Source organism: Streptomyces sp. NPDC050625 (genome assembly GCF_040654755.1).
In the GTDB taxonomy this organism is placed as follows: domain Bacteria; phylum Actinomycetota; class Actinomycetes; order Streptomycetales; family Streptomycetaceae; genus Streptomyces.
The window spans coordinates 261,277-273,886 of sequence record NZ_JBFAIQ010000004.1; the positions used below are offsets into that span (position 1 = coordinate 261,277).

Sequence of the window (12,610 nt, forward strand, 5' to 3'; positions counted from 1 at the left end):
CGGCGTCATTCACTTGCCGTGCAGGGCGTTTCGTAGCGCGCCCATGGCGATTCGGCGGGCCACGTTCGTGGCGTGGCAGTCGCGGAGGCTGTCGAGCATCAGGAAGTCGTGGACCATTCCGAGGACACGGACGGCGGTGACCGGGACGCCGGCCTCCCGCAGGCGTGCCGCGTAGGCCTCGCCCTCGTCGCGCAGTACATCGGCCTCGTCGGTGATGACCACGGCGGGTGGAAGGTCCTTCAGGTCGTCGAGTGAGGCGTGCAGTGGTGCCGCATAGCGTTCTTCGCGCTGGGAGTTGTCGGTCGTGTACTGGTCCCAGAACCACATCATCCCGTCCCGGGTGAGGTAGTAGCCGTCGGCGAACTGCAGGTACGACGGTGTGTCGAAGTTCGCGTCGGTCACGGGGTAGAGCAGCACCTGCGCGGTGAGGCGGACGTCGCCGCGGTCCTTGGCCATCTGGGCGAGGACCGCGGCCATGTTGCCGCCGACGGAGTCGCCGCACACGGCCAGGCGCGAGGCGTCGAGGCCATGGTCGGCTCCGTGGGCCACGACCCATTGGGCGACGGCGTAGTTCTGTTCGTTCTGGGTCGGGTACTTGGCCTCGGGGGCGCGGTCGTAGACGGGGAAGACCGCCGCGGCGTCGGCGCCCACGGCGAGTTCCCGTACGAGGCGGTCGTGGGTGTTCTCGTCGCCGAAGACCCAGCCGGCGCCGTGGATGTAGAGGATCACGGGCAGGGGGCCGTCGGCACCCTTGGGCTTGACGATGCGGGCCCGGACGGTGCCCCATGGCCCGGCGTCGACGCTGACCCACTCCTCGTCGATGGGGGGCTTCTCCACGCCCTCCCCGGTCTGCAGGCCTGCGAGGAGGTCTCGTCCCTGTTCGGGCGGGACCTCGTAAATGCGGGGGTGGGGTGCGGTGGCGTCAGTGAGTTCCTTCGCCGCGGGCTCCAGCCGAGGAGTGGGCGGCGGGGGCAGGTGCTGCATGACGAACCTCCCAGAACGACAGTGTGATGTCCTTGCCTCACTGCTGGTTGGTCATAGGTTGATCATGTGTCCGGCGAGGCCGTGCAGGGCGTCCTGGACGGCCTCGCTCAGCGTCGGATGCGCATGGACGTTCCTGATCAGCTCGGTCACCGTCAGATCCCACTGCTGGGCCAGAGTCAGTTCCGGCAGGAGCTCGGTCACGTCCGGGCCGATCAGATGCGCGCCGAGCAGTTCGCCGTGGCGGGCGTCGGCAAGCAGCTTCACGAATCCGGCCGTGTCGCCGAATCCGTGTGCCTTGGCGTTGGCGGTGAACGGGAACTTCGCCACGCGCACGTCGAAGCCTTCGGCGCGGGCCTCGCTCTCGGTCCAGCCGAAGCTGGCGATCTGGGGTCGGCAGAACGTGGCGCGCGGGATCATGCGGTAGTCGAGCTCCATGGTCTCGGCGCCGGCGATGCTCTCGGCGGCGACGATGCCCATCGCCTCGGCGGTGTGCGCCAGCATCAGCTTCGCCGTGACATCGCCGATCGCGTAGATGTGCGGCCGGCTGGTACGGCAGTGTCCGTCGACGTCGATGGCGCCCCGTTCGGTGAGCCGTACCCCCGTGCTGGGCAGGCCGTAGCCGGCGGTACGCGGTTGGAAGCCGGTGGCCTGCAGTACCTTCTCCGCCTCCAGGACCTGGGGGCTGCCGCCCCGCTCGACCACCACACGGACGCGGTCCTCGGCCTCCTCGATGGACTGGACGCGCGCAGAGGTCAGCACGTTGATCCCGAGTCGCTTGAAGCGCTTGGTGAGTTCCGCCGAGACCTCCTCGTCCTCCAAGGGCGCGATGCGGTCCAGGAACTCGACCAACGTCACCTCGACGCCGTAGCACCGCAACAGATAGGCGAACTCGACTCCGATGGCACCCGCGCCCGCGATGATCAGGCTTGTGGGGAGGTGGTCGGCGAGGATCTGTTCCTCGAAGGTGACGACGCGCTTGCCGAGCCTCGTGCCGGGAAGCAGCTTCACGGTCGCGCCGGTCGCGATGATGCAGGAGCGGAAGGACAGTGTTTCCTCGCGGTTGGTTTCCTCGCCGTCGCTCATCCGCACCTGCATGGTGTGGGGGTCGAGGAAGGTGCCCTGGCCCTCGAACTGCGTGATCTTGTTCTTGCGCATCAGATAGGAGACGCCCTTCGCGCGCCCCTCGGCAACCACACGGCTTCGCTCGTACGCGATCCGGTAGTCCAGGGTGATGTCCCCGCTCGTCTTCACCCCGAACTTCTCGGCGTCATGCAGGAACAACTGCGCGACCTCGGCATTGCGCAACAGGGCCTTGGCCGGGATGCATCCGATGTTGAGACAGACACCGCCCCAGAACCGGCCCTCCACGACGGCCGTACGAAGTCCCAACTGGGCGCAGCGGATGGCCGCCACATATCCGCCCGGGCCGGCGCCCAGGACCACGACATCGAAGTCCGTGCTCATCGCTCCACCTCACCGAGGCTGGTGCTGTTCGCGGCCACGTGGCAGCCCGGACACCCAGGTAGTTTACCTCCGGCTCGTGCCGCGCGGCCTGTTGTCGATCTCGCCGTGCAGCGGCTGCTTCCGGAGCGGGAGTTCGAGGAGGTCTCACCGTGTGTGCCGAGGGAAGTAGTCATGGGTGACCGCCGCCGGGATCGTCTGTGGATCCTGTGACCGTCTGCCGCGCCGCTTGCCCCGGGGTGTGCGCTGGGGCCACCACAGGACGTACGCGGCGGAGCCCAGCGCGAAGGCGAGGCGGATGAGGCCTCGGGTGGACGCGGAGGGGATCAGCAGGGCGCTGCCGTACAGGGAGATGAGGGCGATCCAGCTGACCCAGGGGACCAGTCGGCGTTGGCCGATCGAGTCCCAGATCAGGGTGCCCAGGAGGACCGAGGCGTTGTAGTACGTGTACACGCTGGGGTCCAGGACGATACGGGCGTCGGCGGCGAGCAGGACGACGGCCGGCCAGCGGTTCCGGCGTACGGCCAGCGTCCCCAGGGCGATGCCGAGGGCCATCTGGGCGGGACGGTCCCACCAGGGGGTGGCGGCGTTGTACACACCGAACCAGCGCAGCGACGACGCGGGCTGGTTGGGGATGGTGAAGCGGGCCGCGGCCAGGGTTTCCATGTGGCTGAGGTAGAAGGGGAGCCAGGCCACGGCGACCAGACCGAAGACCCATGCGGCGGCGCGCAGACGCGCGGGGCGCGGCAGTGCCAGGAGCAGGGGCAGGAAGCCGACCGCCCACGGCTTGGAGTCGACAGCCAGCGCCAGGAACACGCCCACGGCGGTGGCCTTGCCGCGGACCAGCGCGCGCACGGCGAGCGCGGTGAAGAACAGCGCCAGGACGTCGTCGAGGTGCGCGAATCGCACCGAGACCTCCACCCACATGGGGATGAAGGCCGCACCGGCGACCAGCACGCGCTGCTGGAGGCGCTTGTGGTTGAGCCCGGTGCCGCGGTAGTGGTCGGCGGCGGCTCGCCCGACCATGACCAGCAAGTACAGGCCCAGGCCCGACATGAACGCGTCGGCGAGTTTCTCGCCCACGTCGGCGGGGAACGGCGCGAAGAGCCCGGCGACCAGGAAGCTGACCGGCCCTATCTGCAGTTCGGGGTGGTTGGCGTAGAGCGCGAGACCGCCGCCGGGCACCTGGTTGAACAGCAGTTGCTGGCCGGTTCTCAGATAGTGCCAGGACACGCCTCCATGGCGCTCGGCCACGACGAACCACACGGTCGTCCACAAGGTCAGCAGCACGTTGTGCCACCGCACCGGATAGCGGCCGATCCGGCCGATCCGCGCCCCGTCCCTGGGCACGGCCGCCGCCGTCTCCCGGTTCCGCACGATCCGTCCTTCCCGTCCGCCCGCCTTCGGCGTCGGGACGGCCGAGGACGCGGGCGCTGCGCAGTGTCATCTCTGCAGAGGGACTCCGCACGCCGTGGGTTCCTGAAGACACCGTTTCTTTAGGCGCTTGTGGGCAGTTGAGGGCCGGCCCCCGCTGTTCCGCGAGATGCTGCGCGACATTCCGGACGATACGATGGGAGCCGTATCGAACCTCATAAATGCCCCGCGAAGCGAACGGCATGCATCGTCCATGTGGGGTGATACGCGCACGGCGTGATGGAGCGAGGATTCCGGCCACGGTGTTCTGTGCGACCGCTGCCGCGGGTGACGGAGCCGTCACGTCCCACCGGTCGCATCGCCAGCAACCAAAGCAGGTTGAATCATGAACCGGACTCGTCTCGCAGCACTTGCCTTCCTCGTCACCCCCGCGCTCGCGGTGGGCCCCGCCGCTGCCGTCCACGCCTCCACCGGCGTCGCGCCCGGCGCCACGTCCCGCGCGGTATGTCATGTGGAAAAGGAGTCGAACGGCAAGTATCACGTCTGGGGCATGGGCTTCCCCGGCGGCACCAAGGTGACCTACTCAGGATCCTCCTCGGGCACCGTCTCCACGAGCAAGACGGGGCGGTTCGACCTCGGCGGCCTCAGCGGGAGCAAGTGGGTCGTCAAGACTCCCAACGGGAAGACCACGGTCACCTGCACCAAGATGATGATGAACCACTGACGGGGCGTGACATTCACCCCCCGACTGCTCACCCCCGACTGCCCCCCGAGGGGCGGATGTTCTGGTTCAGTCGGAACAGGTTCGTGGGGTCGTAGGTGTCCTTGACCCGTACGAGCCGTTCGTGGACCGCGTCCGGATACGAGGCGCGCACCTTGTCCTCGGCTCCGTCGCCGGTGAAGTTGACGTACATCGTCCCGCGTCCGTGGCGTGCGATCTCCTCGCGGGCGGTGCGGGCCCACGTGACATGCGAGTCGAAGTCCGTCGCGTCGACGGATCGCGCGATCACGTTGCACAGCACGCTCGGGTCCCGCTGGCTGAACGCCGTTGACCCGGCGGGCACCCGGGCGAAGGCACCGCCCAGTTGGTGCAGATGCACTTCGCCTCCGGGCGTGGGCGACGTCAGATGGTGCCGCAGTACGGCGTCGAGCGCGGTGTCGGTCGGCTCGATGAACGCCGACGTGAAGTAGTTGTGGGCACCGGCCGTCCACAGCGGGTCCAGCAGTGTCTGCATGGCCGTGTACGGCATGGGTCCCATGACGTCGGCGATGGGCGTCCCCAGCGTCCGCAGCGGAGCGACGGCCGCCTCACCGGCCGCGGGGTCGCCCGCGTACATGCCGGCCAGCACCACGATGCGGCTGCCGTGCACCTCCGGGGGCAGGAAGGGCAGCGGCGGGGCGGTGGTCAGGTTGATCAGCGTCGTCAGGTCGTCGGGCATGCTTGCGGTCAGCTCGCGCCAGCCCGTGACGACCTGCCGCGCCTGATCGACGGGATAGAAGATCAGGCCTGCCAGGACCTGGGGCCCGACCGGGTGCAGTCGGTACTCGAGCGAGGTCACGACGCCGAAGTTGCCGCCGCCGCCCCGCAGGGCCCAGAAGAGCTCGGGGTGCTCCCGCTCGTCCGCGTGCACCACGCGGCCGTCCGCGGTGACGACCTCGGCCGCCGTCAGATTGTCGGAGGTCAGACCGTGGCGGCGCAGGAGCCAGCCCACGCCGCCGCCGAGCGTGAAGCCGGAGATACCGGTCGTGGAGATCAGACCGCCGGTGACGGCCAGGCCGAAGGCCTGCGTTTCATGGTCGAGGTCACCCCAGGTCAGGCCGGCCTGGGCGAGCACCCGGCGGCGTACGGGATCGACGACGGCGCCCTTCATGGGTGATACGTCGATGACGATGCCGTCCTCGCAGGTCGAGAAGCCAGCGATGCTGTGGGAGCCGCCGCGCACGGCGACGAGCAGGTCCTGGCTGCGGGCGAATTCGACGGCGCGCATCACGTCCGCGGTCCCCGCGCAGCGCACGATCAGTGCCGGGTGCTTGTCGTGGGCCGCGTTCCATACGGCGCGGGCCTCGTCGTAGTCGTCGTCGCCGGGGCGTACGACGCTGCCGCGCAGGCATGCTTCCAGTTCGGCGACGGTGGCGTCCCCCAGGATGCCCTTTGCCGTGTCGATCGACATGGTCGGCTCCTTGAGCTTGAGTGGTTGAACCGGTGCTCAGGACCGTAGGCAGCGGCTCTTAGCATCCACTCAGCAGCCGCTTTGCCCGGTGGGCGCCGGTGGCAGCGTGCGTCGCAGGACGGCCGGGCCACGGGTGTCGCCGAGGCGGTTGAACAGGCCGGCGGCGCGGGCGGCGGCCGTCTCGGCGGCGTCGCGGTCGCCCGTTACCCGCAGGAGTTGCGCCAGCATGAGGTGGACCCAGGCGGTGGCGGAGGTCGAACCGGCGATGTGTTCCAGGTTCTGGGCGCGGGTCAGCAGGGCGCGGGCTCGTGCCGTGTCACCGGCGTTCCGGGCCACGTGCGCGAGGTGGAGCAGCGTGTTGGTGGTGCCGGGGATGTCGTCGGACTCCTCGAAGCCCGCGAGGACACGGGCGAAGGTCGCCTGCGCGCCTTCGGTGTCCCCGTCGGCGAGCTGGAGCAGGCCGAGGCAGCCGAGGGTGATGCCTTCCTCCCGGCGGTCGCCGAGCCGGCGCCTGATCGCCAGTGCCGCGTCGAGGTGCTTCCTCGCCGCGTCGTGGTCGCCCCGGCTTCGGTGGATGTTGCCGAGAGCGTTGAGGGCCAGGGATTCGCCGTGCGGGTCGTCGAGCGTACGGAAGCAGTCGACACTGCGCTCGGCCGCAGAGACGGACGCGCCGGTGTCGCCCTCCAGCCGGGTCGCCCAGGCGAGATTCGCCAGGAGGTAGCCGCGTGCCCGGGACGGGCCGACCGCGCGACCGGCCAGGACCGTTTCCTCGAAGAGCACCGTGACCTGTCCCGCCTCGTCGTCCGCGACCGCGTATCCGGGGGTCATGACCGGGAAGAACCGACCGGTCCCTGCTTCGACGTCGTCCAGCAGTCGCAGGCCTTCCCCGCAGGCCTCGCGGGCCACCGTGCCCTCACCACGGCAGACGGCCCAGACGCTTTCGAGGTGCGCGGCGACGGCGAGGACGGAGGGGGCGTCCGCCTCGCGGGCGAGCGTGCCGGCCCGGTCGAGGGCGGTGCGGGCGCGGTCCCACGTGCCGCACATCCAGAGCAGGATCGCCTGCTGGCAGTGGGCGCGGGCGAGCGCCGCCGGGTCGGGCCACCGCTGGTGGATCTCGACGATCTGCTCGGCGTTGTCCTCCAAGCAGGAGGCGTCGCCCAGACGGATCGCCAGCACGGCCCGCCCCATCAAGGCCCTGGCCCGCTGCGGGGTGGGCTCCGGTGCGGCGGCCAGGGTGTCCTCCAGCCAGCGGCGGCCCTCGGCGAGGCGCCCGCGTTCGGGCCAGAACAGGCGCAGCGCGACGGCCATGCGCAGCGCACTGTCCGGTTCGTGACGCAGGAAGGAGCGCAGGGCGGCGCGGAGATTGTCGTAGTCGGCCTCCAGCTCCAGCGATGTGGCCCCCGTGACCCCGGTGGGCGGCTCCCGGTCCTGCGCCTCGGCCAGTGCCAGGTAGAAGCGCCGGTGGCGGGCCTCGGTCGTCATCAGTTCCCCGGCGGTGCGCAGGCGCTCCGTGGCGTACTGCCGGATCGTCTCCAGCAGCCGGTAGCGGACCTCGTCCTGCCGGGGCTCCACCCACACCAGGGATTTGTCGGCCAGCCTGCCGAGCAGGTCCAGCACCGGCGTGTCGCCGGCACCGTCCGCGCCCACCTCCTCCGCCGCGGCCAGGGAGAACCCGCCCGCGAAGACCGCCAGCCGGCGGAACAGACGCCGTTCCTCGTCGTCGAGCAGCCGATGGCTCCAGTCCAGGGTGGCCAGCAGTGTCTCCTGCCGGGTCGCGCCGCGCCGGCTGCCCCGTCCGAGCAGGGCCAGGGTGTCGTCGAGCCGTGCCGCGATCTGGCGTGGGGCCAGCACATGCACCCGAGCCGCCGCGAGCTCCAGGGCCAGGGGCATCCCGTCAAGCCGGAAGCAGATCTGCGCGACGGCCTCCGCGTTCTGCTCGGTCAGCCGGAATCCGGGGACCGCGTCGGCAGCCCGCTCCACGAACAGCCGTACCGAGGCGAAACGGCCCAGCTCCGCCACCGGCGGCACCTGGTGCGGGTCCGGCAGACCCAGTGAGGGCACCCTGAAGGTGCGCTCGCCGTAGCTGCGCAGCGGCTCGCGACTGGTCGCGAGTACGCGGACCCCCGGGCAGTGGGCCATGATCTCCGAGGCCAGGGCCGCGCACGCGTCGATCAGGTGCTCGCAGTTGTCCAGCACCAGCAGCAGCTCCCGGCTGGCCAGCTGTGCGATCAGCGCGTCGCGGCCCACGCCGGACGGCGGGAGCTGCAGGCCCAGGGCCGCGGCGACCGCCTCGGGGACGAGGTGCGTCTCCGTCAGCCCGGCGAGGTCGACGAACCAGGCCCCGTCCCGGAAGTCGGCGCCCCTTCGGGCCGCCACGGCGAGCGCGAGCCGGGTCTTGCCGCAGCCCCCGGCCCCGGTGAGGGTCAGCAGCCGGCTCCGTGCGAGCAACTGCTCCACCTCGGCCATCTCGCGCTCCCGGCCGATGAGGGCCGTCGCCGGTGCCGGCAGATGGAGCTGTGGGGGTTCCGGCCGTTGCTCCCGGGCCTCGACGGAGTCGGCCAGCAGCCCACGGAAGAGGCTGCGCGTCTGCGGGTCGGGATCGGTGCCCGTGTCACGCCGGAGCGCGTCCCGCAGGCACTCGTAGTCGGCCAGCGCCTCCCGGCGGCGCCCGGCGTCCGCCAGGACCCGCATCAGCGCCCGGTGGCCGGGTTCGTGCAGGGGCTCCTCGGCGACCAGGGCCCGCAGCACGTCGATCGCCTCGGCCGTGCGGTGATCGCGCTCGAGCGCCTCGCCCAGTCCCAGCCTGAGGGCCGTACGCCGCGCCTCCAGCGCCTCGGCCGCCTCGCCCGCCCAGGGCTCGTAACGGTCCTCGGGCAGCAGCCCCGGTTCGGCCAGGGCGAGCGCGGCACGGTAGTCCGCGGCGGCGCCGCCGGACGAGGCCCGCCGGGCCGCGTCGTCCAATTCGTCGAGGTCGGTCCGCACACCGCCGTCGGGGCCCAGCAGCACCATGTCGTCGTGCAGCACGACGACGTCTCCCGACGTCCCGGCGGAGGCCAGTGCGCGCCGCACGGCGTACAGCACCTGGTGCAGATTGTTCGACGCGGCCGTCCCGTCGAGATCCGGCCACAGAAGGTCGTAGAGCCGCTCCCGGTGCATCCGGTGGCCCGGTGACAGACACAGCAGCTTCAGCAGGCTCCGGGCCTTGCGCAGCCGCCACGCCCCGGCGGCGACCGGGCGGCCCTCGACCGCCACAGCGAAGCCGCCGAGGAGCCGGATACGTACCTCTTCGGCCATGGCTGCCCTCCCGAGCAGGCTACCGCCGGACCCGATCCGGGACTCGGGGAACGGTACGGCCCCGCACCCGCCCAGATGCATGATCATGGCCGCTGCGGAAGGATCGGCAGGGGTGGTCCGCGCCCTGCGGTGCTGCGCGGGGCTCGCCGCCGACCGGTGCCTCGGCGTCCGTCCGAGCTGGGGGTGACGCCCTTCCCGGCGTTGTTACCGGAGCACTGACATGAATGTGAAGCACATCTTGCGTCGTTCTTCGAGCCCCACGGAGGACGGAGACGTCACCACCGCACCGACGTCGTCCGCTGCCGACTGGGGCCTTTTGCTCATCAGACTGACCTTTGGACTGCTGATGGCCGCGCACGGCGCGCAGAAACTGTTCGGGATCTTCGGAGGACATGGTCTTACGGCGGTCGGTCAGTCGTTCGCCGGCCTCGGCTACCGCCCGGGAAAGCTCTTTGCCCTGATGGCCGGCCTGTCCGAACTCCTCGGTGGCCTCGGCCTGGCCGTCGGACTGCTCACTCCACTGGCGTCCGCGGCGCTGATCGGCGTGATGATCAACGCCATGGCGACCGTCACCGGCGCCCACGGTCTGTGGGATACGGACGGCGGTGTGGAGTACAACGTCGGCATCACCGTGGTCGCCCTGGCCGTCGCGGCCATCGGACCGGGCCGACTCGCCGTCGACCGGTTCCTGCCGTGGGGCACGGGCGGTTGGGGCGAGGCCGCGTTCGCCCTCGGCCTGGGAGGTGCTGGCGCTGCCGTCACGTTGAGCCTGTGAGGCCGGCGCGCCCGACGACTTGGGCGGGTGGAGACGTAATTCGTTGGCGGAGCACCCGCCGGCGTGTCAGCGTGTTGCGTCATGGAACAGGACGTGTGGACCGAGCAAGTGGCCCGGACGTACGACGATTCGTCCGCGTACATGTTCTCGCCGGAGGTGCTGGAGCCGACGGTCGAATTCCTCGCCCGGCGTGCCGAGGGCGGTCCGGCGCTGGAGTTCGCGATCGGGACGGGCCGGGTCGCACTGCCGCTGCGGGAGCGGGGCGTCAGCGTCACCGGGATCGAGCTGTCCGAGCCCATGGTGCGGGAGTTGCGCCGCAAGCCCGGCGGGAACGGCATCCCGGTGACGCTGGGGGACATGGCCGTCGTGCGGGTGCCGGGCGAGTTCAGCCTCGTCTACCTGGTCTACAACACCATCGGGAATCTGCTCACGCAGGACGAACAGGTCGCCTGTTTCCGCAACGCCGCTAGCCATCTGCGCCCCGGTGGCCGCTTCGTGATCGAGTTGGGCGTGCCGGATCTGCAGCGGCTGCCGCCGGGGGAGACCGCCCGGCCGTTCCACGTCGGCGAGCACCATGTCGGCTTCGACACCTACGACTTGGTGAACCAGCGCCTGGTCTCCCACCACTATCGCATCACCGAAGGCCGGGCCGAGATCTTCCACTCCCACCACCGGTTCGTATGGCCCTCCGAGCTGGACCTGATGGCCCGACTCGCGGGACTCGAACCGACCGAGCGGTGGGCCGACTGGAACGCCGCGCCGTTCACGGCGGACAGCCGTGCACATGTCTCCGTGTGGCAGAAGCCGTAGCCGGACCTCGTCCGTCGCCACGTGCGCCGAGGGGAACGCCGTTGCACATGAGGTGCAGGCCCAGAGCGGCGACGTCCGCCGGTCCGACGACCCGTCGGAGGGGCAGCGCGGCACGCAACTCCGCACGCCGGGCCGGCGATGTCGGCGCACTGTCGCCATATCTCGGTCACCGAAGCCGGAGTACCCGAAGCCGGAGGACCCGGAGCCGATATGCCCCGGGTCCTCCTCCACAGGGAGCGCCCCGTGGCCGATTCACTCGGCGCCGCTGACTCCGGGGGCGATGAAGCGCCGGTGCAGCGGGCAGAACTCGCTCTCGGGCTCGCCGGTGATGCCGGCCTTCTCGACTGCCGGGGCCAGCCGTTCGGCGAAGAAGGTCTGGAAGGCCTCCTCCGATTCCCAGACATCGACCACGTGGAGCCCCTGTGCGTCGAACCAGGCCACGTGTACCTGTGCGCCTGCCGGCGTGGTCTCCTCCCAGCCCACCGCGTCCCGCACCGTGTCGTACTGCTCGGGGGTCACCCCGGCCCAGCTCATGGACATCACTACGGCCATGTTCCGCTCCTCGTCCGCATCATGGTGGCCCCGGAATCGTCCCGCGGGGGACACCCGTGGCGAAGAGCGTGCAGAGGCACGGCACGGGCACGACTCACCCCTGTGCGCCCAGCACGCGCGCCGGTGAGTTCGCGGTCGGCATGCCCCGGCATCTCCCGGTCACATGCCGGCCATGGACCTGTTCCGTGCCTTCTCGAACTCGGAGACGGGATCGCCGCCGACGCGCCAGGGCCAGGCGGCGACCGCGCCGTTGATCGCCTCGAAGACCGGACGGGCCAGGACGCGCCGCTCCGCGGCCAGCAGCGCGTACGCGAGCAGGTTCAGGTCGGCAACGGCGCCGGCGTGCTGGAAGAACCCCGGCTGGGCCCACGTCCGGGCCGCACGGTCGAGGGCCTCGGCGGCCGGTGGGTGGTCCCAGTGCTTGCGCGCCATCAGCGCCTCCACCCCGCCCAGGGTGAGGACGGACTGGTACTGCATGACCTGGGCGGTGAGTTCCGTCGCGGCGCAGGGCGCGTTCTCGGGGGTGCGGGCGCGGACGGCGTCGACGAAGTCCAGTACCTGGATGCGCGACCCCATCTCCTCCGGACCCAGATAGGCCAGCATGTTCAGGTACGCCTCGCGATTCCAGCGGTCACGCGTCAGCACCTCGTTCCACAGGCCGAACACCTCTGACTGATTGAGGCGCTGCAGCCGTGCCAGACCCAGGAGCACCACCCAGGGGGTGGGATCCGCCGGGGCGAGTTCCGCGGCCCGCAGACAGGAGTCGGCGACAGCGGCGGCGTCCTCCAGGTGCCCCTGCGAGCGTCCGCGTATGAGCTTCGCCCATGCGTGCAGCACCAGCGCGCTCACATTGCGCGGCTCACGCGTGGCCCAGGCCCGGGGCACATGTGATTCCGACAGGCGGTACGCCAGGACGGACATCTGGTGCGTGCGGCGGTCCCAGTCCTCCGTGTCTGCGTCCAGGAGGCGGGAGATCTGGGCTGTGCAGAGATCCGTCGTCGCGATCGTGCCCGTGCTCATCGTCGCCTGGAGGGACTTGAGCAGCTTGCTGAGGGCAGCGTCATCGAGCTCGGGGGCGAGGCGTGCCCTTCTGCGACGACTGGAGAGGAATGCCATGCACGGAGGCTAGATGGGAGGAGCGGTTCCGCAAGGTGCGCACCGAGATCGTTATCCGTTTCACGTGTCAGCG

General features: G+C 70.5%; 10 protein-coding genes. 3 read left to right on the plus strand and 7 right to left on the minus strand.

Features of this window, described 5'->3' with window-relative positions; translation table 11 throughout:
• Positions 1-9: 9 nt before the first annotated feature.
• The 3 genes from AB0I54_RS11625 to AB0I54_RS11635 all read right to left on the minus strand — a co-directional run bounded on the left by AB0I54_RS11625 (position 10) and on the right by AB0I54_RS11635 (position 3,822).
• The gene (locus AB0I54_RS11625; protein WP_363295749.1) at positions 10-984 is read right to left on the minus strand and encodes an alpha/beta hydrolase; all 975 of its coding nucleotides are present in this window, start codon (positions 982-984) and stop codon (positions 10-12) included.
• Between the two features lie 51 nt (positions 985-1,035).
• Positions 1,036-2,448 carry a dihydrolipoyl dehydrogenase gene (gene lpdA / locus AB0I54_RS11630; RefSeq protein WP_363295750.1) on the minus strand — a complete coding sequence of 471 codons (1,413 nt, stop codon included), beginning with the start codon at positions 2,446-2,448 and terminating at the stop codon, positions 1,036-1,038.
• Between the two features lie 144 nt (positions 2,449-2,592).
• Positions 2,593-3,822, minus strand: coding sequence for a hypothetical protein (locus AB0I54_RS11635; protein WP_363295751.1), 1,230 nt, complete (start codon positions 3,820-3,822; stop codon positions 2,593-2,595).
• A gap of 382 nt (positions 3,823-4,204) precedes the next feature.
• On the opposite strand from AB0I54_RS11635, the gene AB0I54_RS11640 reads away from it, so the two are divergent.
• Positions 4,205-4,543, plus strand: a complete 339-nt coding sequence (locus AB0I54_RS11640) for a hypothetical protein (protein ID WP_363295752.1) — start codon at positions 4,205-4,207, stop codon at positions 4,541-4,543.
• Positions 4,544-4,571: 28 nt separating this feature from the next.
• Here the strand turns inward: AB0I54_RS11640 and AB0I54_RS11645 are convergent, their stop codons facing one another.
• Together AB0I54_RS11645 and AB0I54_RS11650 are read right to left on the minus strand one after the other, a co-directional pair.
• The gene (locus AB0I54_RS11645) at positions 4,572-5,990 is read right to left on the minus strand and encodes an FAD-binding oxidoreductase (RefSeq protein ID WP_363295753.1); all 1,419 of its coding nucleotides are present in this window, start codon (positions 5,988-5,990) and stop codon (positions 4,572-4,574) included.
• Between the two features lie 69 nt (positions 5,991-6,059).
• A complete protein-coding gene (locus tag AB0I54_RS11650; protein ID WP_363295754.1) occupies positions 6,060-9,284 on the minus strand; it encodes a tetratricopeptide repeat protein in 3,225 nt (1,074 codons plus the stop codon).
• Positions 9,285-9,504: 220 nt separating this feature from the next.
• Here AB0I54_RS11650 and AB0I54_RS11655 point away from each other — a divergent pair, with 220 nt between their 5' ends.
• Together AB0I54_RS11655 and AB0I54_RS11660 are read left to right on the plus strand one after the other, a co-directional pair.
• Positions 9,505-10,059, plus strand: coding sequence for a DoxX family protein (locus tag AB0I54_RS11655; RefSeq protein WP_363295755.1), 555 nt, complete (start codon positions 9,505-9,507; stop codon positions 10,057-10,059).
• Between the two features lie 81 nt (positions 10,060-10,140).
• Positions 10,141-10,869, plus strand: coding sequence for a class I SAM-dependent methyltransferase (locus AB0I54_RS11660; protein WP_363295756.1), 729 nt, complete (start codon positions 10,141-10,143; stop codon positions 10,867-10,869).
• A 252-nt stretch (positions 10,870-11,121) separates the two neighbouring features.
• Here AB0I54_RS11660 and AB0I54_RS11665 read toward each other — a convergent pair whose 3' ends face one another.
• Both AB0I54_RS11665 and AB0I54_RS11670 read right to left on the minus strand, forming a co-directional pair.
• On the minus strand, positions 11,122-11,421 hold the full coding sequence (locus AB0I54_RS11665; protein WP_363295757.1) for a hypothetical protein: 300 nt from the start codon (positions 11,419-11,421) through the stop codon (positions 11,122-11,124).
• A gap of 159 nt (positions 11,422-11,580) precedes the next feature.
• Complete coding sequence (locus AB0I54_RS11670) at positions 11,581-12,537, minus strand: hypothetical protein (protein WP_363295758.1); 957 nt, start codon at positions 12,535-12,537, stop codon at positions 11,581-11,583.
• Positions 12,538-12,610: the final 73 nt, after the last annotated feature.

What these genes read in the sequence shown, in the direction of transcription:
- AB0I54_RS11625 (WP_363295749.1), bottom strand. Translation starts at nt 984, where the DNA reads ATGCAGCACCTGCCCCCGCCGCCCACTCCTCGGCTGGAGCCCGCGGCG.
- lpdA (WP_363295750.1), bottom strand. Translation starts at nt 2,448, where the DNA reads ATGAGCACGGACTTCGATGTCGTGGTCCTGGGCGCCGGCCCGGGCGGA.
- AB0I54_RS11640 (WP_363295752.1), top strand. Translation starts at nt 4,205, where the DNA reads ATGAACCGGACTCGTCTCGCAGCACTTGCCTTCCTCGTCACCCCCGCG.
- AB0I54_RS11645 (WP_363295753.1), bottom strand. Translation starts at nt 5,990, where the DNA reads ATGTCGATCGACACGGCAAAGGGCATCCTGGGGGACGCCACCGTCGCC.
- AB0I54_RS11650 (WP_363295754.1), bottom strand. Translation starts at nt 9,284, where the DNA reads ATGGCCGAAGAGGTACGTATCCGGCTCCTCGGCGGCTTCGCTGTGGCG.
- AB0I54_RS11655 (WP_363295755.1), top strand. Translation starts at nt 9,505, where the DNA reads ATGAATGTGAAGCACATCTTGCGTCGTTCTTCGAGCCCCACGGAGGAC.
- AB0I54_RS11660 (WP_363295756.1), top strand. Translation starts at nt 10,141, where the DNA reads ATGGAACAGGACGTGTGGACCGAGCAAGTGGCCCGGACGTACGACGAT.
- AB0I54_RS11665 (WP_363295757.1), bottom strand. Translation starts at nt 11,421, where the DNA reads ATGGCCGTAGTGATGTCCATGAGCTGGGCCGGGGTGACCCCCGAGCAG.
- AB0I54_RS11670 (WP_363295758.1), bottom strand. Translation starts at nt 12,537, where the DNA reads ATGGCATTCCTCTCCAGTCGTCGCAGAAGGGCACGCCTCGCCCCCGAG.